This is a genomic window from Amycolatopsis sp. PSD-21, assembly GCF_055561455.1.
In genome coordinates this window covers 7,778,568-7,804,989 of the sequence record NZ_CM145712.1, presented here as the reverse complement: position 1 = coordinate 7,804,989, position 26,422 = coordinate 7,778,568, and the positions used below count along the sequence as shown (strand labels likewise).

At 68.3% G+C, this 26,422-nt stretch carries 26 protein-coding genes; 13 read left to right on the top strand and 13 right to left on the bottom strand.

Translation table 11 applies throughout. From position 1 onward, the window contains the following. Positions 1 to 19 precede the first annotated feature (19 nt). On the bottom strand, positions 20 to 496 hold the full coding sequence (gene ybaK, locus ACZ1DY_RS36655; protein ID WP_257484453.1) for a Cys-tRNA(Pro) deacylase: 477 nt from the start codon (positions 494 to 496) through the stop codon (positions 20 to 22). Positions 497 to 686: 190 nt separating this feature from the next. Between ybaK and ACZ1DY_RS36650 the strand changes: the two genes are divergently transcribed. Further along, a complete protein-coding gene (locus ACZ1DY_RS36650; RefSeq protein WP_126735738.1) occupies positions 687 to 1,325 on the top strand; it encodes a sigma-70 family RNA polymerase sigma factor in 639 nt (212 codons plus the stop codon). Beyond that, entirely contained in the window at positions 1,322 to 1,645 is a 324-nt protein-coding gene (rsrA, locus tag ACZ1DY_RS36645; RefSeq protein ID WP_126735737.1) for a mycothiol system anti-sigma-R factor, read from the top strand. Before ACZ1DY_RS36650 ends, rsrA begins: the two co-directional genes overlap by 4 nt. Before the next feature lie 67 nt (positions 1,646 to 1,712). Here the strand turns inward: rsrA and ACZ1DY_RS36640 are convergent, their stop codons facing one another. Then, entirely contained in the window at positions 1,713 to 1,787 is a 75-nt protein-coding gene (locus ACZ1DY_RS36640; RefSeq protein WP_369299112.1) for a 50S ribosomal protein bL37, read from the bottom strand. Between the two features lie 106 nt (positions 1,788 to 1,893). On the opposite strand from ACZ1DY_RS36640, the gene ACZ1DY_RS36635 reads away from it, so the two are divergent. Further along, on the top strand, positions 1,894 to 3,417 hold the full coding sequence (locus ACZ1DY_RS36635) for a sensor histidine kinase (protein ID WP_126735736.1): 1,524 nt from the start codon (positions 1,894 to 1,896) through the stop codon (positions 3,415 to 3,417). Positions 3,418 to 3,711: 294 nt separating this feature from the next. On the opposite strand, the gene ACZ1DY_RS36630 is transcribed toward ACZ1DY_RS36635, so the two are convergent. Beyond that, positions 3,712 to 3,966: a WhiB family transcriptional regulator gene (locus tag ACZ1DY_RS36630; protein ID WP_007028999.1), complete on the bottom strand. Its 255-nt coding sequence runs from the start codon at positions 3,964 to 3,966 to the stop codon at positions 3,712 to 3,714. Between the two features lie 273 nt (positions 3,967 to 4,239). Next, entirely contained in the window at positions 4,240 to 5,166 is a 927-nt protein-coding gene (locus tag ACZ1DY_RS36625) for a diacylglycerol/lipid kinase family protein (protein ID WP_126735735.1), read from the bottom strand. 246 nt (positions 5,167 to 5,412) lie between these two features. Between ACZ1DY_RS36625 and ACZ1DY_RS36620 the strand changes: the two genes are divergently transcribed. Continuing rightward, entirely contained in the window at positions 5,413 to 5,952 is a 540-nt protein-coding gene (locus ACZ1DY_RS36620) for a hypothetical protein (RefSeq protein ID WP_126735734.1), read from the top strand. A 116-nt stretch (positions 5,953 to 6,068) separates the two neighbouring features. On the opposite strand, the gene ACZ1DY_RS36615 is transcribed toward ACZ1DY_RS36620, so the two are convergent. Both ACZ1DY_RS36615 and ACZ1DY_RS36610 read right to left on the bottom strand, forming a co-directional pair. Beyond that, entirely contained in the window at positions 6,069 to 6,551 is a 483-nt protein-coding gene (locus tag ACZ1DY_RS36615; protein WP_126735733.1) for a GNAT family N-acetyltransferase, read from the bottom strand. Beyond that, complete coding sequence (locus ACZ1DY_RS36610) at positions 6,551 to 7,144, bottom strand: acid phosphatase (protein ID WP_192743367.1); 594 nt, start codon at positions 7,142 to 7,144, stop codon at positions 6,551 to 6,553. The genes ACZ1DY_RS36615 and ACZ1DY_RS36610 overlap by 1 nt, the downstream gene beginning before the upstream one ends. Before the next feature lie 62 nt (positions 7,145 to 7,206). Between ACZ1DY_RS36610 and ACZ1DY_RS36605 the strand changes: the two genes are divergently transcribed. After that, a complete protein-coding gene (locus ACZ1DY_RS36605; protein WP_034305160.1) occupies positions 7,207 to 7,677 on the top strand; it encodes a hotdog fold domain-containing protein in 471 nt (156 codons plus the stop codon). A 240-nt stretch (positions 7,678 to 7,917) separates the two neighbouring features. Here ACZ1DY_RS36605 and ACZ1DY_RS36600 read toward each other — a convergent pair whose 3' ends face one another. Next, entirely contained in the window at positions 7,918 to 8,595 is a 678-nt protein-coding gene (locus tag ACZ1DY_RS36600; protein ID WP_465482414.1) for a hypothetical protein, read from the bottom strand. A 167-nt stretch (positions 8,596 to 8,762) separates the two neighbouring features. On the opposite strand from ACZ1DY_RS36600, the gene ACZ1DY_RS36595 reads away from it, so the two are divergent. Beyond that, positions 8,763 to 10,364, top strand: coding sequence for a GMC oxidoreductase (locus tag ACZ1DY_RS36595; protein ID WP_257484456.1), 1,602 nt, complete (start codon positions 8,763 to 8,765; stop codon positions 10,362 to 10,364). A gap of 1 nt (position 10,365) precedes the next feature. Here the strand turns inward: ACZ1DY_RS36595 and ACZ1DY_RS36590 are convergent, their stop codons facing one another. Then, the gene (locus ACZ1DY_RS36590; RefSeq protein WP_126735728.1) at positions 10,366 to 10,971 is read right to left on the bottom strand and encodes a dTDP-4-dehydrorhamnose 3,5-epimerase family protein; all 606 of its coding nucleotides are present in this window, start codon (positions 10,969 to 10,971) and stop codon (positions 10,366 to 10,368) included. Positions 10,972 to 11,352: 381 nt separating this feature from the next. Here ACZ1DY_RS36590 and ACZ1DY_RS36585 point away from each other — a divergent pair, with 381 nt between their 5' ends. Continuing rightward, on the top strand, positions 11,353 to 12,528 hold the full coding sequence (locus tag ACZ1DY_RS36585; protein WP_126735727.1) for an NAD(P)-dependent malic enzyme: 1,176 nt from the start codon (positions 11,353 to 11,355) through the stop codon (positions 12,526 to 12,528). A gap of 96 nt (positions 12,529 to 12,624) precedes the next feature. Here ACZ1DY_RS36585 and ACZ1DY_RS36580 read toward each other — a convergent pair whose 3' ends face one another. Next, the gene (locus tag ACZ1DY_RS36580; protein ID WP_465482413.1) at positions 12,625 to 13,368 is read right to left on the bottom strand and encodes a DUF4190 domain-containing protein; all 744 of its coding nucleotides are present in this window, start codon (positions 13,366 to 13,368) and stop codon (positions 12,625 to 12,627) included. A gap of 43 nt (positions 13,369 to 13,411) precedes the next feature. Continuing rightward, positions 13,412 to 14,815, bottom strand: coding sequence for a bis-aminopropyl spermidine synthase family protein (locus ACZ1DY_RS36575; RefSeq protein WP_465482412.1), 1,404 nt, complete (start codon positions 14,813 to 14,815; stop codon positions 13,412 to 13,414). Between the two features lie 91 nt (positions 14,816 to 14,906). Between ACZ1DY_RS36575 and ACZ1DY_RS36570 the strand changes: the two genes are divergently transcribed. The 4 genes from ACZ1DY_RS36570 to ACZ1DY_RS36555 are packed head-to-tail and all read left to right on the top strand — an operon-like array spanning position 14,907 to position 18,260. Continuing rightward, a complete protein-coding gene (locus ACZ1DY_RS36570) occupies positions 14,907 to 15,995 on the top strand; it encodes an ABC transporter ATP-binding protein (protein WP_465482411.1) in 1,089 nt (362 codons plus the stop codon). Beyond that, the gene (locus ACZ1DY_RS36565) at positions 15,995 to 16,678 is read left to right on the top strand and encodes an ABC transporter permease (protein WP_465482410.1); all 684 of its coding nucleotides are present in this window, start codon (positions 15,995 to 15,997) and stop codon (positions 16,676 to 16,678) included. The genes ACZ1DY_RS36570 and ACZ1DY_RS36565 overlap by 1 nt, the downstream gene beginning before the upstream one ends. After that, positions 16,675 to 17,364 (top strand): ABC transporter permease, encoded by a 690-nt coding sequence (locus ACZ1DY_RS36560; protein WP_126735722.1) that lies wholly within the window; start codon positions 16,675 to 16,677, stop codon positions 17,362 to 17,364. The genes ACZ1DY_RS36565 and ACZ1DY_RS36560 overlap by 4 nt, the downstream gene beginning before the upstream one ends. Next, positions 17,361 to 18,260 (top strand): ABC transporter substrate-binding protein, encoded by a 900-nt coding sequence (locus tag ACZ1DY_RS36555; RefSeq protein WP_465482409.1) that lies wholly within the window; start codon positions 17,361 to 17,363, stop codon positions 18,258 to 18,260. The genes ACZ1DY_RS36560 and ACZ1DY_RS36555 overlap by 4 nt, the downstream gene beginning before the upstream one ends. 60 nt (positions 18,261 to 18,320) lie before the next feature. Here the strand turns inward: ACZ1DY_RS36555 and ACZ1DY_RS36550 are convergent, their stop codons facing one another. After that, a complete protein-coding gene (locus tag ACZ1DY_RS36550) occupies positions 18,321 to 18,836 on the bottom strand; it encodes a GNAT family N-acetyltransferase (protein WP_257484463.1) in 516 nt (171 codons plus the stop codon). A gap of 393 nt (positions 18,837 to 19,229) precedes the next feature. On the opposite strand from ACZ1DY_RS36550, the gene ACZ1DY_RS36545 reads away from it, so the two are divergent. Both ACZ1DY_RS36545 and ACZ1DY_RS36540 read left to right on the top strand, forming a co-directional pair. Further along, on the top strand, positions 19,230 to 20,795 hold the full coding sequence (locus ACZ1DY_RS36545) for a S8 family peptidase (RefSeq protein WP_257484464.1): 1,566 nt from the start codon (positions 19,230 to 19,232) through the stop codon (positions 20,793 to 20,795). Between the two features lie 132 nt (positions 20,796 to 20,927). Continuing rightward, entirely contained in the window at positions 20,928 to 21,644 is a 717-nt protein-coding gene (locus ACZ1DY_RS36540; RefSeq protein ID WP_257484465.1) for a hypothetical protein, read from the top strand. Here ACZ1DY_RS36540 and ACZ1DY_RS36535 read toward each other — a convergent pair. Continuing rightward, on the bottom strand, positions 21,641 to 22,429 hold the full coding sequence (locus ACZ1DY_RS36535; protein ID WP_465482408.1) for an SMP-30/gluconolactonase/LRE family protein: 789 nt from the start codon (positions 22,427 to 22,429) through the stop codon (positions 21,641 to 21,643). The two genes, ACZ1DY_RS36540 and ACZ1DY_RS36535, sit on opposite strands and share 4 nt — an antisense overlap. Positions 22,430 to 22,555: 126 nt before the next feature. After that, complete coding sequence (locus tag ACZ1DY_RS36530; RefSeq protein ID WP_465482407.1) at positions 22,556 to 26,299, bottom strand: multifunctional oxoglutarate decarboxylase/oxoglutarate dehydrogenase thiamine pyrophosphate-binding subunit/dihydrolipoyllysine-residue succinyltransferase subunit; 3,744 nt, start codon at positions 26,297 to 26,299, stop codon at positions 22,556 to 22,558. Positions 26,300 to 26,422 lie beyond the last annotated feature (123 nt).

Below are 26,422 nucleotides of genomic sequence, written 5' to 3'. Positions count from 1 at the left end.
CTCCCTCGCGAGGGTGAGGTCAGCCCGCGATCGGGGCGACCACGGCGCCGGTGAGCCTCACCAGGTCGCCGGGCGCGAGCTCGACCTCCAGCCCGCGCCGCCCGGCCGAGCAGTGCACGGTCTCGAACTTCTCCGCCGACGAGTCGATCACCACCGGCAGCCTGCTCCGGTGCCCGAGCGGCGAGATCCCGCCGAGCACGTAGCCCGTCGCGCGCTGCGCGGCGGCGGGGTCGGCCATCTTCGCCTTCTTCCCGCCCACGGCGGCCGCCAGCGCCTTCAGATCCAGCTGGCCGGTGACCGGGACCACGCCGACGGTCAGTTTCCCGTCGACCTCGGCGACCAGTGTCTTGAACACGCGCGCGGGGTCGAGCCCCAGCGCTTCGACGGCTTCGAGGCCGTACGACTCGGCCCGCGGATCGTGGTCGTAGGCGTGCAGAACATGCGCCACTTTCTGCTTCGCCAGCAGCGCCGTCGCCGGGGTTCCCTTGCCTGCCATGGGCGAAGTCTACGAGCGTGCCGGGAATGCCCGGCCGGGCCGCACTGTTGAAAGGCACGTGTCCACCACACTGGAAGCTCCCCGAATCCTGATCCCGCGCACGCCGGGCGGCCAGGTGATCCGCCCCCGCGTAAACTCGACGACGTCTCATGCGCACAAGCGCATCGACGCCGATCGGGAAGGGAACGGTTTGCCGAGCACGCAGAATCCCGCGCCGGACACGGGCACGGACGCCGAAGAGGCGGCCGCGCGGGCCGAGCGCTTCGAGCGGGACGCGATGCCCCTGCTCGACCAGCTGTACTCGGCCGCCATGCGGATGACCCGGAATCCCGCCGACGCCGAGGACCTCGTCCAGGAGACGTACCTGAAGGCGTACGCGGCCTTCGCGTCCTTCAAGGCGGGCACGAACCTCAAGGCGTGGATGTACCGCATCCTCACGAACACCTACATCAACGGCTATCGCAAGCGTCAGCGCCAGCCGGTGCAGCAGCCCACCGAGGAGATCACCGACTGGCAGATCGCCAAGGCGGAGAGTCACACCTCCAGCGGGCTGCGCTCGGCCGAGGTCGAGGCGATGGACAACCTGCCCGACGCCGACGTCAAGGAAGCGCTGCAGAAGCTGCCCGAGGAGTTCCGCCTCGCGGTCTACCTCGCCGATGTCGAAGGTTTCGCGTACAAGGAGATCGCCGAGATCATGGACACGCCCATCGGCACCGTGATGTCCCGGCTGCACCGCGGCCGCGCCCAGCTCCGTGACCTGCTCGCCGACGTCGCCCGCGAGCGGGGCTTCATCCGCTCGGGCAAACAGCAGGAGGTGGCGGGGCGATGACCGAGGACTACTGCGCCGGCGCGGACGACAAGGTCAGGTGCGAGGAAGCCCTCGCCGACATCTACCTGCTGCTGGACAAGGAGTGCAGCGCCGAGCGCGACGCCGCCCTGCGCAAGCACATCGAGGACTGCCCGCCGTGCCTCGAGGAATACGGCATCGACGAGCACATCAAGCAGCTCCTCGCCCGCAAGTGCGGCGGTGACCACGCGCCGGACGACCTCAAGTCCCGGCTGCGGGCCTCGATCCGGCAGACCGTGCAGACCAAGGGCTCGCTGACCATCGAGCGCACCGAGGTCAAGATCGAGCAGACCTTCGAATAAGCGGCTCAGGACACACGAAGGCCCCCGTACCGATCGGTGCGGGGGCCTTCGCCGTCTGATCGAATGATCAGGAGTTGGGCTTCTTGCCGTGGTTCGCGCCGTTCTTCTTACGGTCGCGACGCTTGCGGGCGCGCTTCGACATGTTTCACTCCTCGTCCGAGTGGCCCTCGCGGGGTGATACGACACCGCTGGGCCAGGGTCAACCTCTCCAGTGTGTCATGCGGCCCTCACCCTGCTTGGATGGGGACGTGTCCACCCTTTCCGATCTGCTCGCGGAGAACACCGGCCTGTCCGGTGAAGCCGCGGACCATCTCCAGACCGTGGTCGCCGAATGGCAGCTGCTGGCCGACCTGTCCTTCGCCGACTTCCTGCTGTGGGTCGCCGTCTCGGAGGAACTGCAACCCGACGGCGGCGACTACGTGTGCGTCGCCCACGCGCGCCCGACGACGGCGCCGACGGCCCATCCGGAGGACGTCGTCGGCTCCCGGTTCACCGTGGACGAGCATCCGCAGCTGGCCAAGGCGAGCCGCGAGGTGCGGATCTGCCGCGAGGAGGACCCGCACTGGTACCGCGACCTGCCGATGCGCCGCGAGGCCATCCCGGTGGTGTTCGGCGGCACGGTGATCGCCGTCCTCAGCCGCGAGACCAACCTGGCGGCCTCGCGGGTGCCCAGCCCGCTCGAGATCGCGTATCTCGGCAGCGCGGGCGACCTGTGCCAGATGATCGTCGACGGCACCTTCCCCAGTCCGGGGAACCAAACGGACACGCACACCAGCCCGCGGGTCGGCGACGGCCTGATCCGCCTCGATCCGACCGGCACGGTGGTCTTCGCCAGCCCGAACGGCCTCTCGGCGTATCACCGGATGGGGCACGAGTCCGATCTGGTCGGGCAGCGCCTGGCGCCGCTGACCAGGTCGCTCATCCGTGACCCGTTCGACGCGACCGAGGTGTCGCATCGGATCATCGAGGCGCTCGACGGCAAGCCCAGCAGCCGGACGGAGGCGGATTCCCGGCGCGGTGCCGTCGTGCTGTTCCGCGCGCTGCCGCTGCGTCCCGCCGGGCAGGCCGCAGGTGCGCTGGTGCTGGTGCGCGACGTCACCGAGGTGAAGCGCCGTGACCGCGCTCTCCTGTCGAAGGACGCGACCATCCGCGAGATCCACCACCGCGTGAAGAACAACCTGCAGACCGTCGCCGCGCTGCTGCGGCTCCAGTCGCGCCGGACCTCCAGCGAGGAGGCGCGGCTCGCGCTCGGCGAGTCCGTGCGCCGGGTCTCGTCGATCGCGATGGTGCACGAGGCGCTGTCCATCTCGGTGGACGAGCGGGTCGACCTCGACAAGCTGCTCGACAACGTCCTCCCGATGGTCGGTGAGGTCGCGACGGCGGAATCGCAGGTCGGCCTCTCGCGTACCGGCTCGTTCGGTGTCGTCGTCGCCGAGATCGCGACGCCGTTGGTGATGGTGCTGGCCGAACTCGTCCAGAACGCCATCGAGCACGCGTTCCCCGACGGGCGGCCGGGCAAGGTCGAACTGGTGGTGGAACGCTCCGCCCGCTGGCTCGACGTCGTCATCCGCGACAACGGGCGCGGGCTTCCCTCGGGTTTCTCACTGGAGCGCAGCGACGGCCTCGGGCTCCAGATCGTGCGGACACTGGTGGAGTCGGAGCTGCGCGGATCGCTGTCGATCCGGGGCCTGCGCGGGGAATCCGACGAGACCGGCGGACGACGGCTGGGAACCGAAGCGGCGCTGAGGATTCCGCTGTCCCGGCGTCTCTAGTGGACTGTCGCGTTTGATCGTCCACAAGGGACAGTCTTATCCGGACACGTTTTAGGGCCGGCGCCCGAAGAGAAGTGGCGCCGGCCCTGTAACGGTTCCGCGGGAGGACTTGGGAAAAGTCCGCTGAAGCCATACCCCCGTGAGGGCGTGTCGGCCTCGCTTGTTAAGCTCAAGTCGGGTACGTGTCACCTCACGGCGCACGGCCATACAGCCATCGCGCCGCAGGATATTCCCGAAGCTTGGGGTCTTGCTCAGTTGTGAGTGATGCGATGAAGCGTGCTGAGTCCGAAAGACTCAGGCGGAGGTACGCGTGCCGATGTGCGTACGACGGCGCTTCAGGGCCCGTCGCTCGTCCTCGCTCATCCCGCCCCAAACGCCTGCGTCCTGCCCGCTGGCCAATGCCCAGGCCAAGCAGTCGGAAGCGACGGTGCAGCGGTGGCACACGGCCTTCGCCTGCGCTACCTGCGACAGAGCAGGACCGCTGGTTCCCACGGGGAAGAACAGCTCGGGGTCCTCGTCTCGGCAGGCCGCGTCGTGGCGCCAGTCCATGTTTCTGAGCTCCTTCATAACGGCGCGGTACTCCGCGCCATAGTCGTCATGGCGGTCGTTTTTTTGGGTGCTTGTGAATGCTTTCACGAAGCACCCGTTTCGACAAGGGTTTTCTGAAGATCGGTGAGTCAGCTCACCCGGCCGAGCGACGCTTCTGACCTGCGGTTTCGTTCCGAAACAGCCTTCCGAAGGGAAGGCCGATGCGGTGAGCGGAGGTTCTGCGTCGATGAGCGGCAGTTCGTACTTTGCCGCAGGCGATCAGCGGTCCGGTCGTCAGACGATTACCGTCAGTGCTTCCGGGACGCTGAAGAACTCCACCCTCTTCCGCTGGCCGACGAGGTCGCCGTCCACCTGGAAGTTTACCGGTTCAGCAGCGTCTATGCGGATCATCGGCAGGTCATCGTGACGAAGGAGACGTCGCCCGCGTTGATCGCTCTTAGTGAGCAATGCCTGCCGTACATGCTTGAACACGGTGGGCAACCCCAGACCGCTCAACGCGAAAAGGCCCAATCCGGTGTCGAACGAGCTGTCCGGGTTCAGGTGGACGGGACGGTTGCCCAGGTAGCTCCACGGATCGGTGTTCGACACGAAAGCGGTCAGCACTTCGGTGGGCTCTTCACCCGGGATCCGGACCGTCAGGGGCGGACGGCCCAGCGGGGGCCGCAGATGCGACGCCACCGCGGCCCTCAGGTAGAGCCCTGCGGTGGTCTGCTTGCCTCGTCGCTTGGCCACGCGGCCGACGACGTCGGCGTCCCAGCCCAGGCCGGCGTTGAAGGTGAACCAGTGGCCGTCGGCGATCCCGAGGCCGACCTTGCGGCTCCGATCGTTCTCGATGGCGTTGAGGAGCTGATGGGTCGCTTCCACGGGATCGTGCGCGATCCCCAGCGCCCGGGCGAAGACGTTCGCCGAGCCGCCCGGCACGACACCGAGCATGGGGGCACCGCCGACCTTCGCCGGATCGCCGTCGGAGTCCGCGAGCAGCCCGTTGACCACTTCGTTGACCGTGCCGTCGCCGCCGTGGGCGACCACCAGGTCGATCCCGTCGCGGGCGGCGGACCGGGCGACGGCCATCGCGTGGCCGCGGTAGTCGGTCTCCACCACGTCGAGTTTCACCTGGCTGGCCAGTGCGTGCGCCAGCACGTCACGGCCACCGGCGGTGGTCGAGGTGGCCTGGGGGTTCACGACGAGGATGGCACGCACATACCGCAGGGTAAGTGACTCCGGCCCGAAGGTGTGAGCTTCACGTGACGCGAAGCTCAGCCGTGCGGAGCCTCCTCGAGGCAGCACCGTATGGCCCTGTGGCGGGCGTCCCTCCTCACTGTCGGCTGGTGACAGCGCGTCGTGACAAGTGCACCCGGGCCGACCGCCCGCTCATCGACGACACTGCCAATTCTTCCCATGCGGCGGCGAGGGGAAACCGGCCGACCGGGTGGCATACGATCGAAAGTGCTCACGTACGGTGACCCGCCCTGGTGGAGCGCCGTGTCCGGAAGCCTGGAAGGCTGTTTCGCCGTGTCCATCGCCGACAAGCTCTCGCCCGCGCCCCGTGAAGTCCGCCTCGCCGGGGCCGTCACCGCGCTGCCGGGGCTCGCCCTGATCGTGTTCGCGATCCTGCTCCTGGTCAACGGCCAAGCGGGACCGGAGAACCTCCTGGCCGAAGTCGCCTATTACCTCGTCCTCGCCGCCGGAACGCTGGCCTGCGCGGCCGGCCTGATGATGGGGAAGACCTGGGCGAGGTCGCCCGGCGTCGTCGTCGCGCTGATCCTGGTCGGCGTCGGCTGGTACGGCGCGGGCCCGTCCGGGCAGCCGGTGTGGGGAGTGCCGCTCGCGCTGATCGGCGTCGCCGTCATCGTGCTGCTGTTCCGCCGCCCGTCGCGCGCGTGGGCGCTGGGGATGCAGGAGGGCGAGAGCGAGGAGGAAGCCGCCGAGCGGGACGGCGCCGCGGGTCGCGCGGCGCGTCGCGAGCGCGAGGAACGCGACTCCTGAACTCGGCACTCGCGTGCTTGAAGGCGTAACTCGCGTGATCGAGGCCGTATCTTCGAGTGTCGCCTCCAGACACGCGAGTTACGCCGCTGATCACGCGAGTTAAGCCTTCGCGCACGCTAGACCTGGGCGGCGAGTGCCTTCAGCGGTTCGTCGGTGAGGCGGTCGACGGTCCATTCGTCCATCGGCACCGCGCCGAGCGACTTGTAGAACCCCTGCGCCGGGTTCCAGTTGAGCACCGACCACTCCAGACGGGCGTAGCCGCGCTCGACGCAGACCGCCGCGAGAGTGGCCAGCAGCGCCTTGCCGAGGCCGGAGCCGCGCTGCTCGGGGCGGACGTAGAGGTCCTCCAGGTAGATGCCGTGCACGCCGCGCCAGGTGGAGAAGTTGAGGAACCAGAGCGCGTAGCCGACGATCTCGCCGTCCACCTCGGCGACGTGCCCGAACAGGGCAGGGGCCTCGCCGAACAGTGCCGTGCGCAGCTGCCCGGGCGTGAGGTGGCACTCGTCCGGGGCGCGTTCGAACTCGGCGAGGTCGTAGACGAGCTGGACGACGGCGTCCACGTCTTCTTCGCGGATACGCCGGATGCGGTCGTCGGCCACTAGTCCTCCGTCGTGGGGAGCAGGTTGAGATGTTCGATCTGCGGCTCGCCGCGTTCGTCGCCGAGCACCGCGACGCCGGCCGGGTCCAGTCCGAAGTGGACGCCCGCGGTCGACGGCAGGCCGATCCAGCGCGCGACCAGGACGCGGCTGAAATGCCCGTGACCGACGAGGATCACGTCACCCTCGCCGAGCGGTTCGCGGACGCGTTCGATCAGCTTGTCCGCGCGGGCGTTGACGTCCTCCGCGCTTTCGCCGCCGGGGATCGGATGCGACCAGACCGTCCATCCGGGAACGGTCTCGCGGATCGTCGGGGTGGTGATGCCCTCGTAGTCGCCGTAGTCCCATTCGGCCAGTTCTTCGGTGACCTCGTCGACGCGCAGACCTGCCAGCTCGGCCGTCCGCAGGGCGCGGGTGCGGGGGCTGGAGAGGACGAGCGCCGGGTTGCCGCCGAGCACCGCGCGCAAGGTGCCACCCGCGGCGCGGGCCTGCCCTTCGCCCGCGGTCGTGAGCGGTATGTCGGTGCGTCCGGTGTGCCGTCCGTTGACGGACCACTCGGTCTGGCCGTGCCGGAGGAGGAAGAGCCGATGTGCCACGTTGCGAATATAGCCTGCGGTCCGGTTATGCTACTGGTGAGTAACATGATGAGGAGACCGTGATGGCGCAGAATCCGACCTACGCGATGTGGAACCGGCTGGCGGGCAAGCCGGTCGGCAAACAGCTGTTCTCGGCGGCGATGTGCCTGCGTGTGCCGTACTTCCGGACGGTGCTCCCGTCGGTGCGCGAACTGCGTCCCGGCCGGTGCGAGGTGACGTCCCCGAAGTGGTGGGGTGTTTACAACCACATCAAGACTTTTCACGCGATCGCGGCATGCAACCTCGCCGAGATCGCCATGGGCATGCTCGCCGAGGCGACCGTCCCGACGACGCATCGCTGGCTGCCCAAGGGGATGACGGTCGAGTACGTGGCGAAGGCCGAGACGAGCCTGCGCGCGGTCGCGGAACTGCCGGAGTTGCCGGAATTCGGCGACGAGGGCTTCGAGCTTCCCGTGCCGGTGACGATCACGGACACGAACGGGAAGCCCGTCGTGACCGCGACCATCACGATCTGGGTGACCAAGAAGAAGTAGGCGCCCTTCGCTCCCGGCCTCCGCGGATACCCTTCGCGTGATCCGGCGGACGACACGCGGCGGACCTCGGCCAGGCGGGAGTCGTCCGCCGGATAACGAGAGCCGGCCATCCAATCACGTGTGTCGTCCGTCCGCGCACCGGCGGTGGGCACCCAAGGCGCGCTTCTCTCTCGCGTTTAGTCCTCTGGATGCGGTCCTTGCGCGTGCAACTACCGCATCCAGAGGACTGAACGCGGGTGCTCAGAGGGGCTTGAACTGCACGTAGGTCGACATCTTGAAGGTGTTCCGCCCGGTCGTGGAGGGGAGGCCGAGCAATTCGTCGGCTAATCGCGCCAGCGGGCCGCAACCGGTCGTGCGCGGCAGGGCGAGCTGGGTGTCGACGACGCCGAACTTCACCGTCATGGGGTCCCGCGAGATCACCTCGAACGGCACCGCGGGATCGTCCTTGACCACCGAATGCAGCGGCGCGTCGAGGGTGCCGATCGTGCATTCCTTGGGCAGCAAGGGATGCCGCAGGACGGCGTAGAGATCCAGCTCGCCGCGGCGTTCGTCGTTGGACAGGAAGTCCGAATAGCCGCCGTACTTCAGCTGCAGGCTCGCGCCGAAAGTGCCGCGGACCCGGGCCGGAGCGTGCCGTAGTTCACCGAACACCTGCGCGTACTTTCCGTCCACTTCGCCTTCGGAGAACGTCAGGCGCATCTCCCCGAGCTGGACCTCGCGGTCGCCGATGGTCAGGACTCCTTGGGAGACAAAGGCTTCGCAGCGCCAGGTGCCCGGGTCGGCGTTGGCGGGCGGAGCGGGGCAGGCGGAGAAGTCGAAGTCGGGGAGTGACGACGGTGCCGCGGAGGCATGGCCGGGGAAGGCGAAGAGCGCGGCCGCGGACAGTACTGCCGCGGTCGCGGCGAGAAGACGTCTCATGACTCGAAAGAGTGGTCTGTCCCGGTTTGAGTCACATCGGGGAAACCACCCAAGGGACCCCTGAATCACCACGTTCGAGTGAAAATAAACGGTGTTTACCCAGCTGACGCGAATCCGCTTCGGATTCGCCCTTGAAGGCGGCTCGAACAGCGGGCGATCATCGGCTCATGTCCCCACTGTCGCGCCGCGGGTTCCTCGGGTTCACCGCGCTCAACTCCGCCGCCGCCCTCGGGCTCACCACGATTTCCACCGCGGAGGCGGAGGAATCGGGCTTCTCGACGGCCGTGGTCGTCGGCACCGGGTACGGCGCCGCGGTGACCGCGCTGCGGCTCGGGGAAGCCGGGATCCCGACGGTCATGCTCGAAATGGGCAAACTGTGGGCCGACCCCGGCCCGGACGGAAAGATCTTCTGCGACATGCTCCGGCCGGACCGGCGCGCCGCGTGGTTCAAGAACCGCACGCAGGCCCCGCTCGCGTCGTTCCTCTGGATGGACCTGGCGAACCGGGACATCAAGCGGTATCCCGGCGTGCTCGACAGGGTGGACCACGGCGACATGTCCGTCTACGTCGGACGCGGCGTCGGCGGCGGTTCGCTGGTCAACGGCGCGATGGCCGTGACGCCGAAGCGGTCGTACTTCGAGGAGATCCTGCCCGGCGTCGACGCGGACGAGATGTACGGGAAGTACTTCCCCCTGGCCAACCGGGCCCTCGGCGTGAACCACATCGACCCGCGCTGGTTCGAAACCTGCCGTTCCTATCGCTACGCGCGGGTTTCCCGGAAGGCCGCGACGCGGGCCGGGCTCAAGACGGTGTTCGTGCCCAGCGTCTACGACTTCGAGTACATGAAGCGGGAAGAAGCCGGCACGGTGCCGAGGTCGGCACTGGCGTCCGAGGTCATCTACGGCAACAACCACGGCAAACGATCGCTCGACAAGACCTACCTCGCGGCCGCGCTGGGCACCGGGAACGTGACCATCAAGACGCTGCACCAGGTTCGCGGGATCACCCGCCAGACCGACGGCACGTACGTCCTCACCGTGCACGAAACCGCCGAAGACGGCTCGGTCGTCGCGCGGAAGCAACTCGGCGCGAAGTACCTGTTCCTCGGCGCCGGCAGCCTCGGTTCGACGGAACTGCTCGTGCGGGCAAGGGAAACCGGGACACTGCCCGGTCTGAACGACGAGGTCGGCCGCGGCTGGGGCACCAACGGCAACGTGATGCTGGGCCGCGCGAACCACGCCTGGGACATCGGCGGATCACTGCAATCGGGCATGCCCGCGCTCGGCATCGACGCGTGGGACGACCCGGTGAACCCGGTCTTCGCCGAGGTCGCGCCGGTGCCCGCCGGGGTCGAGACCTGGCTGAGCCTCTACCTCGCGATCACGAAGAACCCCGAACGCGGCCACTTCACCTATGACGCCACCACCGACTCCGTGCGGCTGCGCTGGAACGCCGCACAGGGGAAGCCGTCGATCGACGCGGCGAAGTCGTTGTTCGACAAGGTCAACCGGGCGAACCGCACGATCTATCGCAGTGACCTGTTCGGGGATACGCGGTCGTTCGAGAACCGGTTCACCTATCACCCGCTGGGCGGACTGGTGCTGGGTGAGGCCACTGACCTGTACGGCCGGGTGAAGGGCTACCGGAACCTCTACGTCACCGACGGGTCGCTGATCCCGGGCAGTACCGGTGTGAACCCCTTCGTGACGATCACCGCGCTGGCGGAACGGAACGTGGAACGGGTGCTGCGCGAGGACGTGGCGCGCTGACTCAGTCCGCGGCCCGCAGCTTCTCGTAGTAGGCCACGCAGTCGTCGTACTGGGGCAGCAACCCCTGCTCCAGTGCCTCTTTCAGGTAGGGCGCCGTGGTGTCCTTTTCGGACACCACGGGTTCGATGTCCTGCGGCCACGGCAGCGCGAGATCGGCGTCCATCGGGTTGACGCCGTGTTCGCCCGTCGGGTTGTACGGCTCCGAGCAGAGGTACGCCATGATGGTTCCGTCTTCGAGCGCCATGAAGGCGTGGCCGAGGCCTTCGGCGATGTAGACCGCCTTGTACTCGGAGCTGTCGAGCAGCACGGACGTCCATTCGCCGAAGGTGGGCGAGCCGACGCGGAGGTCCACGATGACGTCCAGCATCGAACCGCTCGGGCAGTAGACGTATTTCGCCTGGCCGGGCGGGGTGTCCGCGAAGTGCACGCCACGGATGGACCCGCGCCGCGAAACGCTGGTGTTGGTCTGCCCGAGGCGAAGCCGGTGCCCGACCGCGTCGACGAACGCTTCTTCCTGGTACGGCGCCACGAACAGGCCGCGGTGATCGGGGAAAACCCGCGGGGTGAATTCGAAACAGTCGGGGATGCTGAGGCGCCTGGCATGCATGACCTCAATGCTAACGAGCCCTTCCCAAACCGGATGGACGTCTTGCGAAAGGTCTCTTGAGCTGCGGAAAGCCGGGCCCGTTTGTGACATGAACCGCACCAGAGGGGCACACTGGTCCGCACGCCTGTCACAATGATCCGACCGCTGCGTCCGCGGCCGTCGCCACACCCACGGCACCGATGGCCGATTGGACGCTTCGCCGACAGGCCGGCGCTACCGCGCTGGGCTGCCGTGTCGGAGGACGAGTTACCCCAGGTGGCCGGGCCATGCCCAGTTTTGGCCTGCTCACCGGCCAGTTCCCCCGCTCGCAGTCCCAGGAGAAGAAATCCCATGACCTTCGCTCGAATCGAGACTCCGCCGTCCTTAGACACGGCGGAAGCAATGACGGGAACCACGATGACCACGCCAGTGACGGACACCGAGATCTTCGAGGGCCACGAGGGCGGCAAGCTCTCCGTGGCCGCGACGCGCCCGATCTCCTCGCCCCGTGACCTTTCGGTCGCGTACACGCCTGGCGTGGCGAAGGTGAGCCGTGCGATCGCCGAGGACGCGGCCAAGGCGAAGCGGTACACGTGGGCGGACAGGCTGGTCGTGGTGGTCAGTGACGGTACGGCGGTGCTCGGCCTCGGTGACATCGGCGCGAGCGCCTCGCTGCCGGTCATGGAGGGCAAGTCGGTCCTGTTCAAGACCTTCGGCGGGCTCGACTCGATCCCGCTGGTGCTCGACACCACCGACGTCGACGAGATCATCGAGACCCTGGTCCGGCTGCGCCCGTCGTTCGGCGCGGTGAACCTGGAGGACATCTCGGCGCCGCGCTGCTTCGAGCTGGAGGACCGCCTCAAGGAGGCCCTCGACTGCCCGGTCATGCACGACGACCAGCACGGCACGGCGATCGTCACGCTGGCCGCGTTGCGCGGGGCGAACCAGGTCCTCGGCAAGGACATCTCCGGCCAGCGCGTGGTCGTCTCGGGAGCGGGCGCGGCGGGGGTGGCCTGCGCCAGGATCCTGCAGAACGCCGGCGTCGCGGACGTCACCGTGCTCGACTCGCGCGGCATCATCCACTCCGGCCGCGAGGGCTTGAACCCGATCAAGCAGAAGCTCGCCGAGACCACGAACGCGGCCGGTCTGCGCGGCGGCCTCGGCGAGGCGCTGCGGGGTGCCGACGTCTTCCTCGGCCTGTCCGGGGCGACCATCGACGAGACGCTGCTGGCCGGGATGGCCGACGACGCGATCGTGTTCGCGCTGTCCAACCCCGACCCGGAGGTTCACCCGGTCGCGGCGTCGCGGTACGCCAAGATCGTGGCGACCGGGCGCAGCGACTTCCCGAACCAGATCAACAACGTGCTGGCGTTCCCCGGCGTCTTCCGCGGCGCGCTGGACTCCGGTGCGCGGGCGATCACGGAGAACATGAAGCTGGCCGCGGCCGACGCGATCTTCGCCGTCGCGCAGGACGACCTCGGCCCGGACCGGATCGTCCCGAGCCCGCTGGACCCGCGCGTCGCGCCGGAGGTGGCGGCGGCCGTCGCGAAGGCCGCCGAGGCCGACGGCGTGGTGTGACGGTCCCTCTCACGCTCGCTCAAGCGCTGTGAAAGGCCCCTTCAGTGCGAAATTCGCACTGAAGGGGCCTTTCACAGCGTGTGGGGGTCACGCACGTCAGCCGGTGGGGATGGACAGATCGGCGCCGGGGACGAGGACGGAACCGGTCAGCTGCGAGTCGGGCGAGTAGATCGTGCAGAAGACGGTGCGCACGCCGTTTTCCCAGCTCTCGCGTCCGGGCCCCATGTAGCTCAGCTCGGCGTGGACGCCGGACGCCTCGAGCCGCGGACGGTCCACGTTCTTTTCCATGATCCGGCGGCACTCGCCCACGGCCTCCGCTCGCAGCTTTTCGGCACCGGGCCAGGAGGTGTCCGCCGGAGTGAAGGCCCCGATAGCTTCGGCTGCGTGCGCACTCCCGCACGAGGTGAGTTCGACGGTGGCGAACGTACCCTTGACAGTGGGTTGTTCGAAGCATTCGCCCGGCTTCAAGGTGCAGGCGTCGGCGTGTCCGGCCGGCGGGGTCGCGCAACTCGCGCTCGGGGGGCTCGCGGTGTGGCGGTCCAGGTCGCCCATGGTGTTCTTGGCCAGCGCGATCCAGCCGATGGTCCAGAACGCGGCGGCCGCGAGGCCGCCGATCGCCAGGCCCCGGCCCTGCTGTTTCCCGGGACCGGTCTGACTGAGCGCCATGATGCCCAGGATGAACGCGGGGAGCAACGGCAGCAGCAGGCAACCGGCCAGGCCCAGTACGAGCGCGGCGATCGCGAGGCCACTGGTCTTGGGGCGTTGAGGCGGAGGCCCCGGCGGGTAGGCGTACCCGTACGGCTGCGCTATCGGCGTTCCGGGGCCTTGAGGTTCGTACATGGGACTGAACCTAGGAAGGCCGCATGAAGTTCCGATGACACGTTCAGCCGAGTAGTTCCGCCAGCCGGTGCCGCGGCAGGTCGATCAGCCGCGCGTCCGTCAGGTCCGGTGGTACGTCCAGCGAGACGTTCGCCAGCCGCGCGTGCGCCCGGGTCAGCAGTTCTTCCTGGTGGGCGACGGCGTCCGCGACGACGATGGCGTGCCGGTTGTCCGGGGTGCTCCGCAACAACCGCAGCTTGTACTTCGCGCCGATCAGCCGGTTCAGCGCGGCCTGCGCATCGGCGTTCGTGAGGTCGGGATGCGAATTCGGGACCAGCAGCGCCAGCCGTCGCGCGTTGGTGCCCAGCAGGGTCCGCAGCAGCCACGGCCCGGGGTCGGCCGAAAGGTCCATCGCGACCGCGTCGCCCTCGGGGCCGGAGACGGACCAGTCGACCGGACGCGATTCGAGCGCCAGCCCGCCTTCGGTGGCGATCTCGTGCAGCTTGTCCAGCAGCGACGGCTTGGCCGCGCCGGCGGATTCCACCGACTGCGGGCCGTGCGTGTAGATCGCGGCCTTCCCCTTGCCGCCGCGGTTCTTCTTCGATTTCGCGGTCGGCTGGCAGACGTAGAGGTCGGCCGCGCTCCCGATCGCCTGCGCGCCGAAGTACCGGTTGAAGTCCGGCAGGATCGCCTCGAAGGTCAGCCCGAGCGTCGCGAGTGCCCGCTGCACCTGCGCGCCCAGAGCGGGATGGCGCGGGCTGTAGCCGTAGGCGAGCAGCAACCGCCCGTCCGAGGGTTCTATGAGCGCCTGGACCCCGCGCGCCGCGAACAGGCCCATTCCCTCGGGGGTGTAAGGCGGATCACTGAACACGAGGTCCATCCGCCCGGTCACCGATGGCGGGAGGCCGACGCGCAGATCCGTGTGCAGGGTGCGGATGGAGCGCTCGCTGAGCTCGTCGATGTAGGCCAGCACACGATCGTCGAGGTCGACGACGGTGAGGTCGGCGTCGGGCCGCAACGCGCGCACGGCCAGGGAAGTGAGGTCGTGATCGCCGAGGAACAGCAGCTTCGCCGTGCCGAGGTCGTACCGCTCGTCCAGCCACAACGCCCGGTTCAGCACCGTTTCCGGGGTCGCCTGGACGTGGTCGAGCGCGGCCAGCGGCGCGGGCACGTTCTCGACGTAGCTGGTGATGATCTTCAGCAGGTCGGGGTCGGATTTCCGGTCCCGCGCCCCGAAGCGCCCATACTTCTCGCGCGCGGCGGGGGCAAGCCGGAAGCGGGACTCGTTCCGCTCGAGGTCGTCGCCGAGCGCGTTCAGGACGTCTTCGACGCTCCGGCGCGGCGCGGTGCTGATCCGGACCAGCTCGCCGAGGTCACGCCAATCCGTCCGGAGCAGGGAAATCACCTGATGGAGCGGTCGCACGTGGACACCGTGCGCCGCGAGGACGTCTTCGACGGAAGGACTCACGGGCAGCAGCCTAGTAACCCGGTCCCTGGGACACCGTGCCAACAGGCAGGATCTGGGCTACGGTTTTTCGACCAGACATGGGGAGAGACACGTGACTATCGAGTTCCGTGGCGTGACCAAGCGGTATCCGGACGGGACGGTCGCGGTCGACGACCTGAACCTCACCGTGGAGGACGGCACGATCACCGTCTTCGTCGGGCCGTCCGGCTGCGGCAAGACCACGTCGCTGCGGATGATCAACCGGATGGTCGAGCCGACCTCGGGCACGGTGCTGCTCGACGGCAAGGACGTCAGCGACGGCGACCCGGCGTTGCTGCGCCGCGGCATCGGCTACGTCATCCAGCACGCCGGCCTCTTTCCACACAGGACGGTGCTGGACAACGTCGCCACCGTGCCGCTGCTGTCCGGCTGGGACAAGGGCAAGGCGCGCAAACGCGCGGCCGAGCTGCTCGAAACCGTCGGCCTGCCCGCGGAACTCGGCAAGCGGTACCCCGCCCAGCTTTCCGGCGGCCAGCAGCAGCGCGTCGGCGTCGCCAGGGCGCTCGCGGCGGATTCGCCGGTGCTACTGATGGACGAGCCGTTCTCCGCCGTCGACCCGATCGTCCGCGAGGAGCTGCAGGACGAGTTGTTGCGTTTGCAGTCGCAGCTGGGGAAGACGATCGTGTTCGTCACCCACGACATCGACGAGGCCGTGCGGCTCGGCGACAAGATCGCGGTGCTTCGCGTCGGCGGGGTGCTCGCCCAGTACGGCACGCCCTCGGACGTGTTGCGTCATCCCGTCGACGACTTCGTCGCGTCCTTCGTGGGCAAGGATCGCGGCTATCGCGGGTTGTCCTTCCTTTCGGCGGACGGGATCGTCGTCGAAGAGGTCAAACGGGTCGAGGTCGGCAAGCCCGCCCCCGGGCCGTCCGAAGACTGGCAGGTCGCGGTCAACGCGGCGGGACAGCCGCGCGGCTGGCTGCGCCCAGGGTCCACTGTGGACGGTGAGCTGACGGAGACCGATCTCGTCGCGGGCGGATCACTGTACGTCCAGGGTTCGCCGATCCGCGGCGCGCTCGACGCGGCGCTTTCGTCGCCTGCGAGCCTCGGTGTCGTGGTCGACGCCGAGCAGAAGGTCCTCGGCGTGGTCAGAGCCAAGCAAGTCCTCGAAGTGATCGAAGCGCCGTCGCTGAGTTCCTGATGGGGGACTTCTTCGCGGAGCTCGGCCGCTACCTGGGCAGCGCCAACAACAGGTCGCAGTTCTTCGGCGACCTGCTCGACCACGTCTATCTCTCGCTGGTCCCGCTGGCGCTCGGCCTGCTGATCGCGGTGCTGGCGGGCTGGCTCGGCCACCGGTTCGCGGCGGTGCGTTCCGTGCTGCTCGTGGTGTCGAATCTGCTGTACACGATCCCGTCGCTCGCCCTGTTCGTGGTGATCCCGGGCATCATCGGTTCCAAGATCCTCGACAGCGTCAACGTCATCGTCGCGCTCACCGTCTACACCGCGGCCCTGCTCGTGCGACCGGTGCTGGACGCGCTCGACGCCGTCCCGCCGCACGTCGTCGCCGCGGCCACGGCGATCGGCTACAAACCCGCGCGCCGCTTCCTCGCCGTCGAGCTGCCGCTTTCGGTGCCGGTGCTCGCGGCAGGCGTCCGGGTGGCCTCGGTCAGCAACATCAGCCTGGTCAGCGTCGGCGCCCTGATCGGCACTGGCGGGCTCGGCGTGCTGTTCACCGACGGCTTCCAGCGCGAGTACTTCTCGCCGATCGTCGTCGGGATCGTCGCGACCCTGCTGCTCGCGCTGATCGTGGACCTGGTGCTGGTCCAGCTGCGCAATGTCCTCACACCCTGGGACCGGGTGGCGACCACGGCGGGGGCGAAATGATCGGCGACGTCCTGAACTGGTTCGGCGACCCGGCGCACTGGCAGGGCCCCGACGGTGTCCCGGCCCGGCTGCTGCAGCATCTCGGCTACACGGCGCTGGCGCTGGTTTTCGCGCTGCTCGTCGCGATCCCGCTCGGGCTCTACGTCGGGCACACCGGCCGCGGCGCGGTGCTGCTGGTGAGCGGCGGCAACGCGATCCGCGCGCTGCCGACGCTGGGGCTGGTGACCTTCCTGTTCCTGCTCTTCACCGAGAGCGAGCTCTCGACGATCATCGGGCTCGTGGTGCTCGCCATCCCGCCGATCCTCGCCGGGACGTACGCGGGCCTGCAGGCGACCGATCACGGCGTGGTCGACGCGGCGCAGGGCATCGGAATGACCGGCTGGCAACGGTTGTGGAAGGTCGAGGTGCCCATCTCGCTGCCGCTGGTGCTCGGTGGGGTGCGGAACTCGGTGCTGCAGCTGGTGGCGACGGCCGCGGTGGCCGCCTACGTCGGGCTCGGCGGGCTCGGCCGGTTCCTGCTCGACGGACTGGCCATTTTGGACTATCCGCAGGTGGTCGCGGGCGCGGTGCTGACGACGTTGCTCGCCGTGGTGCTGGATCTCGCGCTGGCGGGTGTCCAGCGGGTGCTGGTGCCCAAGGGAGTACGGCTGGCGCAGGCGGCGAGCGGGAAGAAGGCGAAGGTATGAGGCGGACGGTGGCGGCGTTGTTCGCCGGGATCGCCCTGCTGGCGACGGGATGCGGCAATCCGCTCGCCGGAGGTGCCGAGGGCGGGACGACCGGCGACATCATCATCGGCGCGTCCGACGTCGGGGAAAGCCTTCTGCTGGCCCAGATCTACGCGGGCGCGCTGCGCAACGCGGGCGCCGAGAACGTGACGGTGCGCCCGCCGGTCGGCAGCCGCGAGGTCGTCGTCAAGGCCCTGCAGGACAAATCGCTTTCGGTGGTGCCGGACTACAGCGGGAACCTGTTGCGCTACTTCGACAAGGACACGCAGGCGACCACGCCGCAGGACGTCTACGCGCAGCTGAAACAGAAGGTGCCGTCCGGGTTCGAGGTCCTCGAACAGGCGCCCGCGGAGGACAAGGACCTGCTGGTGGTGCGGAAGGAACTCGCCGATTCCGGGATCCGGACCTTCTCCGATCTCGGCAAGCGGTGCGGGGAATTCGTCTTCGGTGGTCCCGGTCAGTGGAGCAGCCGCTGGAAGGAAAAGATCAAGACGCTCTACGGCTGCGAGTTCGCCGAGATCCGCACGACCGACACGGGCGGCCCGGTCACGGTCGCCGCGCTGAAATCCGGCGACATCCAGGTCGCCGACCTGTTCAGCACGTCGTCGACGATCGCCGCGAACGGGTTCGTCCCGCTGGTGGACGACAAGAACATGTTCCCCGCGCAGAACATCGTCCCGCTCGTCGCGAAGGGGACGTTGTCGCCGAAGGAGGCCGACGCGTTGAACCGGGTTTCGGCGGTGCTCACGACCGAGGAGCTCACCGAGCTGAACGTCCAGTTCAGCGAGGAGAAGCGCAACCCGCTCGACGTCGCCGAGGAGTTCCTGCGCCGGCACAACCTCCTCGCGCTCGCCTGACCACCCCATGCATTTAGTCCTCTGGATGCGGTACATCCAGAGGACGAAATGCGGGAGGGGCTAGAGGCGGTCGAAAGCGGGCGAGTAGCGGAACTCGCCTTGGAGAGCGGGCGTGTATGCGCGAAGGGTGCGGACCTGGAAGTGCGGCGCCCATTCCGCGACCGGCGGCGTGATCCCGTGCTGTGCGGCGAGCACGAAACCGAAGCGGGAGTAGTAGTTCGGGTCGCCCAGCAGGACCACGGCGCCGTAACCGAGCGCGTCCGCCGCGCCGAGCACGGCGTGCACGAGCGCGGAGCCGGCGCCCGAACCGTGGTACTGGGGCAGGACCCCGAGCGGGCCGAGACCGACCGTCGACTTCTCGTCGGAGCCGAGCTTGGCCGGGCTGCAGCACACGTGTCCGACGACCTTCCCGTCGCGTTCGGCCACGATGGACAGTGCGCCGATCAGGTCACCGTCCTCCCGCAGTTCGTCGACGAGTTTCGCCTCGACCACCGGGACACTGAGTTTTTCGAACGCGGCCAGATGGACGGCGTGGATCGCCTCGCGGTCGGCTTGGGTTTCCTGTCGGAGCAGCATGCGGCCGAGTGTGCTCCATCCGAAGGTAGGATGGAAATCGATTTCCGCGGCCGCAGGTCGCGACTTTAGTAGGCGGCCATCCGTGTGTACTTCCACGGCGTTGAAACGGCCGGGGGGACGGAAAACGACCACCAGATGTGCGGATCCCCAATTCTTCGTGGGCCGTACGGCGGTAAAACGCGACTAAAGGCGGGGGCTGAACGGTGCCCGAACCGCGTCGACGCGGCGTCCATTACTACCGGGATGTCCGTAATGCAAGGTCTTCCTTGGGGTGAATCCGCCACTTAGTCTCAGCCTGCGCTCCTAAGTGGAACGCGCTTCACCTCTGAGTCACCCCAACGATCCGGCGGGCTTCTTCATGTCCGTGGGTCGACCCTGCCTGGGAGGAATATCTTGAACAATTCCCTGGGAACCTTGAAGAGACGACTGCCCGCCTTCGGCGTGGCCGCGGCCGTCGCCGTGCTGACGGCGCTTGGCGGCACCACCGTCGCGTCGGCGGCCGAAGGTTCGATCGTCAACGCGGGTAGCGACAAGGCGATCAAGGACAGCTACATCGTCGTGCTGAAGGACGGCTCGTCGGTCGAAGCCACCGCGAAGAGCGTGACCCAGCGCCACGGCGGCACGGTCGAGAAGACCTTCGCGTCTTCGGTCCGTGGTTTCTCCGGCGCGCTGACCGAAAAGCAGGCGAAGCGCGTCGCCGCCGACCCCGCCGTCGCCTACGTGGAGCAGAACCAGACCGTCTCGATCTCGGCGGACCAGCTGAACCCGCCGTCGTGGGGCCTGGACCGGGTCGACCAGCAGAGCCTTCCGCTCGACCAGAAGTACAGCTACAGCACCACCGCGTCGAACGTCACCGCGTACGTCGTCGACACCGGCATCCTCACCACGCACCCTGACTTCGGCGGGCGCGCGACCCACGGCCGTGACACCGTCGACAACGACAACGACGCCACGGACTGCCAGGGTCACGGCACCCACGTCGCCGGCACCATCGGCGGTACCGCGCACGGTCTGGCCAAGGGCGTCAAGCTCGTCGCCGTCCGCGTGCTGAACTGCTCCGGTTCCGGGACGACCGCCGGCGTCATCGCCGGTGTCGACTGGGTGACCGCGAACGCCGTCAAGCCCGCCGTCGCGAACATGAGCCTCGGTGGCGGCGCCTCGACGACGCTCGACCAGGCCGTCCAGCGGTCGATCGCGGCAGGCATCACCTACGGTGTCGCGGCCGGTAACGACACCGGCGCCAACGCGTGCAACGTCTCGCCCGCCCGCACGCCGGAAGCGATCACCGTCGGCTCGACGACGAACACGGACGCGCGGTCGAGCTTCTCCAACATCGGCACCTGCCTCGACATCTTCGCGCCGGGCAGCGGCATCACGTCGACGTGGCTGAACAACGGCACCAACACCATCAGCGGTACCTCGATGGCGACCCCGCACGTCGTGGGCGCGGCGGCCCTGTACGCCTCCGCCAACCCGTCGGCCACGCCGAAGCAGGTCCGTGACGCGCTGGTCGCCAACGGCACCAAGGACAAGGTGACCAACCCGGGCACCGGTTCGCCGAACGTGCTGCTCTACACGGGCACCGGCGGTGGCCCCGGCCCCGAGCCCACCCCCTGCGGCACGCAGACCAACAGCGGCGTCGTCGCCATCCCCGACGCCGGTGCCGCGGTGACCAGCACGATCACCGTCGCGAACTGCGCCCGCAACGCCTCGGCCACCACCAAGGTCGCGGTGAACATCACGCACACCTACGTCGGTGACCTCGTCATCGACCTGGTCGCGCCGGACGGCAGCTCGTACCGCCTGAAGAACTCGAGCAACGACTCGTCCGACAACATCAACACCACCTACACCGCCAACGTCTCGTCCGAGGCCGCGAACGGTGCCTGGAAGCTGAAGGTCCAGGACGTCTACCGGGTCGACACCGGCTCCCTCAACAGCTGGTCGCTGACCGTCTGATCCACCCCCGGAGTACGTGAAGGCCCCCTTCCTCCTGCTGGGAAGGGGGCCTTCCCCTATCCGGAGAGTGATTCGGCGCCCAGTTGCGGCGTTCGTCCACTAAGGACCTTCGCGAGGCTTTACCCTCTCCGCATGCAGCCCGGACCGCCCTATCAGCAGGGACCTCAACAGCCGTATCCGCCGCAGGGATATCCGGGATACCCGCCGCCCGGATACGGCCCGCCGCCCAAGAAGTCGAACACCGGGCTCGTCGTCGGCCTCGTCATCGGCGCGGTGGTGCTGCTCGGCGGTGGCGGGGTCGCGGCCTTCCTGCTGCTGTCCGACTCCGGTTCGTCGCCGACCGCGGCGCCGACGTCGTCCAAGAAGACCGGCCCGCCGGACAAGTACACCTCCATGCCCGCCTGCGAGCGGATCGGGAGCAAGATCCGGAACCTGCCGCCGCTCGAAACGCCGAAGGGCGAGGAGCCGGCGAGCACGTCGAACGACGACATCACCTACACCCGTTCGTCCTGCAGCTGGCGTGAGCCCAACGCGCCTTCGGCGACCGTCTCGATGTACCTGTCGAAGTCGAAGGAGCCGGGCTCGGGCGCCGGGGAGGAGTGGGCGAAGGCGAGTGTCGAGAACGCCGTGACCGACGGCGGCGTGCTCATCCCCAGCATGGCGAAGGCGACCAAGGCCGTGCACACCAAGCTCGACTCGTCGAGCCAGTGCCAGATCAAGTTCTACCAGGGCAACGTCGAGGGCGAGATCATCGTGACCGGCCCCGACCCGTCCGGCACGGTCAACCAGACGGTGTGCAAGGAGAACGCCCTGAAGATGGCCAAGGCGACCTCCGAGGCGATCGGCTAGCCGATTCCGGTGACCTGGACCTGCCCGGTCGGCCCGTCGCCGAACGGGTTCTCCCAGCCGTGCCACTCGGCGGCGAGGACGTAGAGCGAACGCCCGTCCTCGCCGCCGATCGTGCAGGAGAAGCAGCCTCGGTCGGATTCGACCTTCTGCAGTACTTCGCCTCCTTCGCGGACGCGGACGCAGTGCTTGGCCGCCACGTCCGCGTACCAGACCGCACCGTCGGCATCGAGACAGATGCCGTCCGGGTGGTCACCGCCGAGGTCCGCCCACACCCGCCTGCCGGAAAGCGAGCCGTCTTCGGCGATGTCGAACGCGGTGAGCCTGCAGCCGTACGACTCGGCGACGATCAGCGTTCCGCCGTCGGGGGTGACGGCCATGCCGTTGCCGAACAGGATGCCGTCGGCGACCTGGCGCACCTCGCCGTCCGGGGTGACGACGGCGATGACGCCGGGCGCCTGGAAGTCGTTCATTCCGTTGACGAAGGCGTTGCCGCGGCCGTCGACCACGACCTCGTTCCAGAGGGAGGCGACCGGGCTCAGGTCCGCGTAGGTGCTCAGGTCCGCGTTGAGCAGGCGGGCGTTCGGGCCGTCGACGATGAGCAGGCGGCCGTCGGGGAGCCAGTCGAAGGTGAGCGGCATCGCGGCCGGCACGTTCGCGATCAGTTCGCTCTCGCCGCCGGGCGTGACGGCGAGGATCTGACCGCCGCCCCAGTTCGCCAGCCAGAGGCGGCCGTCGTGCCAGCGGGCGGATTCGGGGAGCTTGAGGCCGTCGAGCAGGGTGTTCATGGTGTCTCCTTCGGTCGTTTGCCCACTACACGAACGGGACTCGCCGGTTTCGACACCCCGAGTACATGAAGGCCCCCTTCCTTGCGCCTGGCGCAAGGAAGGGGGCCTTCATGTACTTCTAGGCGATCAGTCGAAGGCCCGCGCGATCAGCGCCTTCTGCTCGACCTCGTGCACCTTGGACGAACCGGCCGAGGGCGCCGCCATCGGACGACGCGACACGACGTCCAGGCTGGAGAACACCTCCGGGAGCTTCCGCGGCAGGTTCAGGCCGAAGAACGGCCACGCACCCTGGTTCTCCGGCTCCTCCTGGACCCAGACCGCGGGAGCGCCGTTGTAGCGCTCGAGCGCCGCCAGCAGCTTCTTCTTCGGCAGCGGGTAGTACTGCTCGACCCGCACGATCGCGATGTCGTTCGCCTCGCGCTTGGTGCGCTCGGCCACCAGCTCCCAGTACAGCTTGCCCGAGGTCAGCAGGACCTTGCGCACCTTCGACGGGTCGACATCGGCGTCGTCGATGACCGACATGAACTTCGACTGGCCGGTGAAGTCCTCGACCGCCGAGGTCGCCGCCTTGTTGCGCAGCATCGACTTGGGGGTGAAGACCACGAGCGGCCGGTTGACTCCGTCGAGCGCGTGACGGCGGAGCAGGTGGAAGTAGTTCGCCGGGGTCGACGGGACCGCGACGGTCATCGAGCCCTCCGCGCACAGCGAGAGGAAACGCTCGATGCGGCCGGAGGTGTGGTCCGGGCCCTGGCCTTCGTGGCCGTGCGGCAGCAGCAGCACGACGTCGGAGAGCTGGCCCCACTTGGCCTCGCCGGAGGAGATGTACTCGTCGATGACGGTCTGCGCGCCGTTGACGAAGTCACCGAACTGCGCTTCCCACATGACCAGCGCTTCGGAGTTGGCCACGGAGTAGCCGTATTCGAAGCCGACCGCCGCGTACTCCGACAGCGCCGAGTCGTAGATCATCACGCGGCCCTGGCCCTCGGCCAGGTTCTGCAGCGGCGAGTACTCCTGGCCGGTCTTGCGGTCGATCAGCACCGAGTGGCGCTGGGTGAACGTGCCGCGGCGGGAGTCCTGGCCGGACAGCCGCACCAGGCGGCCTTCCATGGCCAGCGAACCGAAGGCGAGCAGCTCACCGAACGCCCAGTCGATGCCGCCTTCGCGGGACATCTTGTGGCGGCGCTCCATGACTGGCTTGACCCGCGGGTGCGGGGTGAAGCCCTCGGGCACGTTGAGGAAGGCGTCGCCGATGTGCTCGATGACCTCGGTGGTGGTCGCCGTGGGCACCTTCGCCGGGACCTGCTGCTCCTCCTCGACCGAGGGGCTGGCCTTCGCCGGGTGCTTCTCCAGCTCGCGGACCTCGTTGAACACGTGCTCCAGCTGGCTGGAGAAGTCGCGCAACGCGGCTTCGGCCTCTTCGACGGAGATGTCGCCGCGGCCGATCAGCGATTCGGTGTAGGTCTTCCGGACCGAACGCTTCGTGTCGATGATGTCGTACATCGCCGGCTGCGTCATCGAGGGGTCGTCGCCCTCGTTGTGGCCGCGGCGGCGGTAGCAGATCAGGTCGATCACGACGTCCTTGTGGAACGCCTGGCGGTAGTCGACGGCCAGCTTGGCCACCCAGTGCGCGGCCTCGGGGTCGTCGCCGTTCACGTGGAAGATCGGGGAGCCGATCATCTTCGCGACGTCGGTGGCGTACTGGCTCGACCGCGAGTGCTCGGGCGCGGTGGTGAAGCCGACCTGGTTGTTGACGATGACGTGCACGGTGCCGCCGGTGCGGTAGCCGCGCAACAGCGCCAGGTTCAGGGTCTCGGCCACGACACCCTGGCCCGCGAAGGCCGCGTCGCCGTGCATCAGGACGGGGAGGACGGTGAAGCCTTCTCCACCCTTGTCGAGGATGTCCTGCTTGGCGCGGACGATGCCCTCGAGGACCGGGTCGACGGTCTCCAGGTGCGACGGGTTCGCGGTCAGCGACACCTTGGTCTCGCCGTCGCCGAACATGCGGAAGTACTTGCCCTCGGCGCCGAGGTGGTACTTCACGTCACCGGAACCGTGCGCCTGGCCCGGGTCGAGGTTGCCCTCGAACTCCTGGAAGATCTGCGCGATCGGCTTGCCGACGATGTTCGCGAGCACGTTCAGGCGGCCGCGGTGCGGCATGCCGATGACGACCTCGTCGAGCTCGTGCTCGGCGGCCTTGTCCAGCAGGGTGTCGAGCAGCGGGATCGCCGTCTCGCCGCCTTCGAGGGAGAACCGCTTCTGGCCGACGTACTTGGTCTGCAGGAAGGTCTCGAACGCCTCGGCGGCGTTGAGCTTCGAGAGCACGTACTTCTGGACGGCGGGGTCCGGCTTCTCGTGCGGGATCTCGACGCGGTCCTGGATCCAGCGGCGCTCCTCGGGGTCGAGGATGTGCGTGTACTCGATGCCGACGGTGCGGCAGTACGAGTTGCGCAGGACGCCGAGGATGTCGCGCAGCTTCATCCGCTCTTGGCCGGCGAAGCCGCCGACCGGGAACTCGCGGTCCAGGTCCCACAGGGTCAGGCCGTGGGAGAGGACGTCGAGGTCGGCGTGGCTGCGCTGCCGGTAGTTCAGCGGGTCGGTGTCGGCCATCAGGTGACCACGCATGCGGAAGGCGTCGATCAGCTCGATGACGCGCGCGGTCTTGTCGACCGGGCCGTCCGGGATGTCGGCGACCCAGCGGATCGGCTCGTAGGGCAGGCGCAGGCTGGTGAAGACGTCGTCGTAGAAGCCGTCCTCGCCGAGCAGCAGCTCGTGGATGCGCTTGAGGAACTCGCCCGACTCCGCGCCCTGGATGATGCGGTGGTCGTAGGTCGAGGTCAGCGTCATGATCTTGGAGACGCCGAGGTCGACCAGGGCCTTCTCGCTGGTGCCCTCGAAGTGCGCCGGGTACTGCATGGCGCCGACGCCGATGATCGCGCCCTGGCCCGCCTGCAGGCGCGGCACCGAGTGGTTGGTGCCGATGCCGCCGGGGTTGGTCAGCGAGATCGTGGTGCCGGCGAAGTCGTCGGCGGTCAGCTTGCCGTTGCGGGCCTTCTTGACGATCTCCTCGTAGGCCTGCCAGAACTGCATGAAGGTCATGTTCTCGGTGGCCTTGATGGAGGCCACGACGAGCGTGCGGGCGCCTTCCTTGCCCTTCATGTCGATCGCGAGACCGAAGTTCACGTGCTCCGGCGTGACCGCGAACGGCTTCCCGTCGATCAGCTGGTAGTGCCGGTTCATGTTCGGGAAGTTCTTCAGCGCGCGGACCATCGCGTACCCGATGAGGTGCGTGAAGGAGATCTTGCCGCCGCGCGTGCGCTTGAGGTGGTTGTTGATGACGATGCGGTTGTCGGCCATCAGCTTCGCCGGGACGGCGCGCACGCTCGTGGCCGTCGGCACGGACAGCGAGGCGTCCATGTTCTTCGCGATCGCCGCCGCGGCGCCGCGGAGCTGCTTCGACTCCGGCTCGGCGTCCTTCTCGGCGGGCTTGGCGGGGGCCTTCTCAGCCGGCTTGGGGTCGGCCTTGGGCGCGGCCTTGGGTGCCGCCGCCTTCGCCTCGGTCTTCGGGGCGGCCTTCGCGGGGGCGTTCTTCGGAGCGGTCTGCTTCGCGGTGGACTCGGCGTTGCGGACTGTCTGAGGCGACGGCTGGGCGGCGGCCTGGCCGTTGGCGCCGGGGCCCTCGTTGCCGGGCTCTCCGGAGTTCTGACGTGCGTCGTCAGCCTTCGCCTGCGCGTCCTGCGTTGGCTTGAAGTCCGCGAAGAAGTCGTGCCAGGCGGCATCGACTGAGCTGGGGTCGGCAAGGAACTGGTCGTACATTTCCTCGACGACCCACTCGTTGGGGCCGAATTGTGACGCAGGGCTGCTGCTGGACACGGCTTGGACTCGCCTCTATCCGTCTCGAGATCTTGAACACCGCTGATGCGCCTACCAGGCTAACCCCCTCGGTCGCAGCCGTGTGATGGAACTGGCCTGTGTGAGGCGTGGCGCACTAGGTGA